Annotated in this window: 4 protein-coding genes and 1 pseudogene; 1 reads left to right on the forward strand and 4 read right to left on the reverse strand. The window is 49.4% G+C overall.

The features are described from left to right. The coding region (locus tag ACEW8P_RS08800; protein ID WP_373512716.1) for a helix-turn-helix transcriptional regulator at positions 1 to 204 on the reverse strand (204 nt) is incomplete at its 3' end. Between the two features lie 116 nt (positions 205 to 320). On the opposite strand from ACEW8P_RS08800, the gene ACEW8P_RS08805 reads away from it, so the two are divergent. Beyond that, a complete protein-coding gene (locus ACEW8P_RS08805; RefSeq protein ID WP_373512717.1) occupies positions 321 to 533 on the forward strand; it encodes a hypothetical protein in 213 nt (70 codons plus the stop codon). Positions 534 to 601: 68 nt separating this feature from the next. On the opposite strand, the gene ACEW8P_RS08810 is transcribed toward ACEW8P_RS08805, so the two are convergent. The 3 genes and pseudogenes from ACEW8P_RS08810 to ACEW8P_RS08820 all read right to left on the reverse strand — a co-directional run bounded on the left by ACEW8P_RS08810 (position 602) and on the right by ACEW8P_RS08820 (position 2983). Continuing rightward, a complete protein-coding gene (locus ACEW8P_RS08810) occupies positions 602 to 748 on the reverse strand; it encodes a hypothetical protein (RefSeq protein ID WP_373512718.1) in 147 nt (48 codons plus the stop codon). Between the two features lie 52 nt (positions 749 to 800). Then, a pseudogene (locus ACEW8P_RS08815) lies at positions 801 to 1198 on the reverse strand (hypothetical protein). An 84-nt stretch (positions 1199 to 1282) separates the two neighbouring features. Continuing rightward, positions 1283 to 2983, reverse strand: a complete 1701-nt coding sequence (locus ACEW8P_RS08820) for a pyruvate dehydrogenase complex dihydrolipoamide acetyltransferase (RefSeq protein WP_373512719.1) — start codon at positions 2981 to 2983, stop codon at positions 1283 to 1285. Between the last annotated feature and the right edge of the window lie 11 nt (positions 2984 to 2994).

The raw sequence follows: 2994 nt of genomic DNA on the forward strand, positions 1-2994 counted from the left end.
GGGTGGCAGTCGGTAACCCTGCACGATGGAATAGCCTACGCCCGCCTCGCCGATAATTGGCACCCCCGCCATTTCGAGCGTCCGCATATCTCGATAGACCGTCCGCAGGCTGATGTCAAACCGCTCCGCGATTTCCTGCGACCGGAGGATGCGCTTGGATTGCAGTTGGATCAGCAGGGCGGTCAGGCGGTCGAGGCGGTTCATTGGGTGCGATCTGTTATCTTTGAAATAAGAAAAACCACCAAGGCAAAGTTCTTACTCCAAAGTAGTTTGTTTCCAGAACTAAAATAGGGAAAACCATGACAGCCGCCGCTTTAAATATGTACAGAACCTTTCTCTACGATGAGCAGGGAGAACCCGTAGTTGTGCAGCTCGACCTCAGAAACGAGTTCTTGAAAAAAGCTTATGAAAAAGTAATGGAGGAAGTTGAGGATTATTTGGATGCGCAGGAAGCCATGGCCCGCGACGATAATGATACGATTCCTTGGGAAGAAGTGAAGGCCGGACTTTATTCGGAATCTGGAGATCAATGAGCTACAAAGTAGTAGTACACCGAAAAGCCCAAAAAGGAGTGTAGTAATTACTTGCTGGTTCAATCGCCCTATAATTCAGCAATCTGCTTCATATCGACTTTTTCCAAAAACTTTTTCGCCGCACGCAGTTTAGCGTCAGAAGCTTCTCTCACGGTCTTATATTTGACGGGTGTCTGCTCTGTCTCAGTTTTCTTTTCCTTTTTCGTGGTTTTCATCTTTCTCAAATTTCATAGTTGAACAAGAAATGCTTCGTATTCCGTATTACTCTCAAATTCCCTGAACTTTCCACTCGCAAAACCAAAGACAGTTAGGTTCTTTCATGGCTATCAGCTTTCCAATCGCAGCTCTATACAATCGGTTTCGACTTGTTGTACTTCCCTGAAAGAAGACTTTTGCCTCAGGGTTCACAACGAAGAAATCGCGAAGCGCCGATAAACGGTAGCCATTATTTTTGGCATATCATTATTGTTGCTCACACTTATGTCGCTCACTTCCTCTTTGCTAACGTCAAGAAGGGCAAGGTTGTACAGCGGGATACTCTTATCAATGAGGACGTATTCGATTACTTTCTTAACTACCTTTTCTTCACTTACACTCTCGAATTCATACTGAATTATGTTGAACCTGACCGAATGAGAATCGAAATCATATCCTTGTTCGCTCATAGTTTCACAATTGAATAATTTTAAAAAAAGAAGAGCCAAAAACTCCGGCTCTCCCTTCCATAATTTCAAAAAAGCAAACTAACTCTACACCAGCATACTCATTGGCTCTTCCAGCAACTTCTTGACCGTCAGCAGGAACTCCGAACCCGTCACGCCATCGACCACGCGGTGATCGCAGGAGAGCGTGACTTTCATCACATTGGTAGGATAAACGGTGCCGTCTTCCTTGAAAGCTGCCGTTTTTTTGATTGAACCAATGGCCAGAATACAGGCATCGGGCGGATTGATGATGGCGGTGAATTCGTCGATGCCGAACATGCCGAGGTTGGAAATCGAGAACGTGTTGCCCTCCCAGTCCTTGGGTTGTAGTTTTTTATCTTTTGCTTTGCCAGCGAAGTCCTTCACCTCGGCAGAAATAGTGGAAAGCGTCTTCTTGTCGGCGTCGCGCACTACTGGTACCAGCAAGCCTTCGTCCACCGCGACGGCAATACCAATATTCACGTAGTCATACTTGCGAATCTTGTCGCCCAACCAGGCCGAATTGACCTTCGGGTGCTGTTTAAGGGCCAGAGCGCAGGCTTTCACCACAAAATCGTTAAAAGAAATCTTGGAAGTCGCCACTTCGTTGAGCGTTGGGCGAAGAGCCATCGCCTTGTCCATGTTGATTTCCATGGTCAGGTAGAAGTGCGGCGCGGTGAACATACTCTCGCTCAGGCGACGCGATATCGTCTTGCGCATCTGCGAAACGGGGATATCCTCGTAGTCGCCAACTGCCACGGGCTGTTCTGCTTTGGCCACGGCGGGCTCCACCTTACCGACCTTAGCAGATTCCGATGCCGACTTGGCGGCGGGCTTAAACTCGTCCACATCGCGCTTGATGATGCGGCCGTTGTCGCCGGAGCCGGAAACCTGTTGGAGGTCGATGCCTTTTTCCTCGGCCAAACGGCGGGCGAGGGGAGAGGCTTTAATGCGATCGCCGGAATCGCTGGCGGATACGCTGGATTCTGAATCGTCTCCTTTCGCGTCGGCAGAAGCTGAGGGCGTGGTAGTTTCTACTTTATCGTCTTCCTCTACCTCAGCATCTTCGTCTCCGGCCTCCTCGCGGTCAATGAGCGCCTGGAAATTAGCGCCTTCCTCGCCGATGACGGCAATGATGGCGTTGACCGGAACGGCCTCACCTTCCTTGATTCCGGTGTATAACAAAGTACCTTCCTCGTAAGCTTCCAGATCCATCGTGGCCTTATCAGTTTCGACCTCGGCCAGAATATCGCCGGAATCGACCTTATCACCTACTTTTTTCTGCCAGGAAACTAAAACGCCTTCCTCCATCGTATCGCTCATCTTGGGCATCCTGACCAAAGTGGCGTTGATTTTTTCGGTAGAAGCAGCGGGCTTGGCCGCCTTTGGTGCCGATTTTTCGGACGAGGCTTTCTCTTCCTTGGGAGTAGCTTTTTCCGCTCCGTTGGACGAAGCGGCAGGTTTTTCTTCCTCTTTCTCCTCGGCCTGACCGTTCGAGCTGCCTTCCAGCAGATCTTTGTAATCCTCACCTTTTTCCCCGATAACAGCCATTACGCCATTCACAGGGACGGCATCGCCTTTTTCGACACCGATATATAAGAGCGTGCCCTCTTGATACGCTTCCATGTCCATCGTGGCCTTATCGGTTTCGACCTCAGCCAGAATATCGCCGGATTTAACCTCGTCGCCCACTTTTTTGTGCCATTCCGCGATGACACCCTCTTCCATGGTGTCGCTCATTTTAGGCATTCTTATTACTTCTGCCATGTTTTCTGGTA

It is taken from the genome of Persicitalea sp., assembly GCF_041751555.1.
GTDB lineage: Bacteria > Bacteroidota > Bacteroidia > Cytophagales > Spirosomataceae > Persicitalea.

What these genes read in the sequence shown, in the direction of transcription:
- ACEW8P_RS08810 (WP_373512718.1), bottom strand. Translation starts at nt 748, where the DNA reads ATGAAAACCACGAAAAAGGAAAAGAAAACTGAGACAGAGCAGACACCC.
- ACEW8P_RS08805 (WP_373512717.1), top strand. Translation starts at nt 321, where the DNA reads ATGTACAGAACCTTTCTCTACGATGAGCAGGGAGAACCCGTAGTTGTG.
- ACEW8P_RS08820 (WP_373512719.1), bottom strand. Translation starts at nt 2,983, where the DNA reads ATGGCAGAAGTAATAAGAATGCCTAAAATGAGCGACACCATGGAAGAG.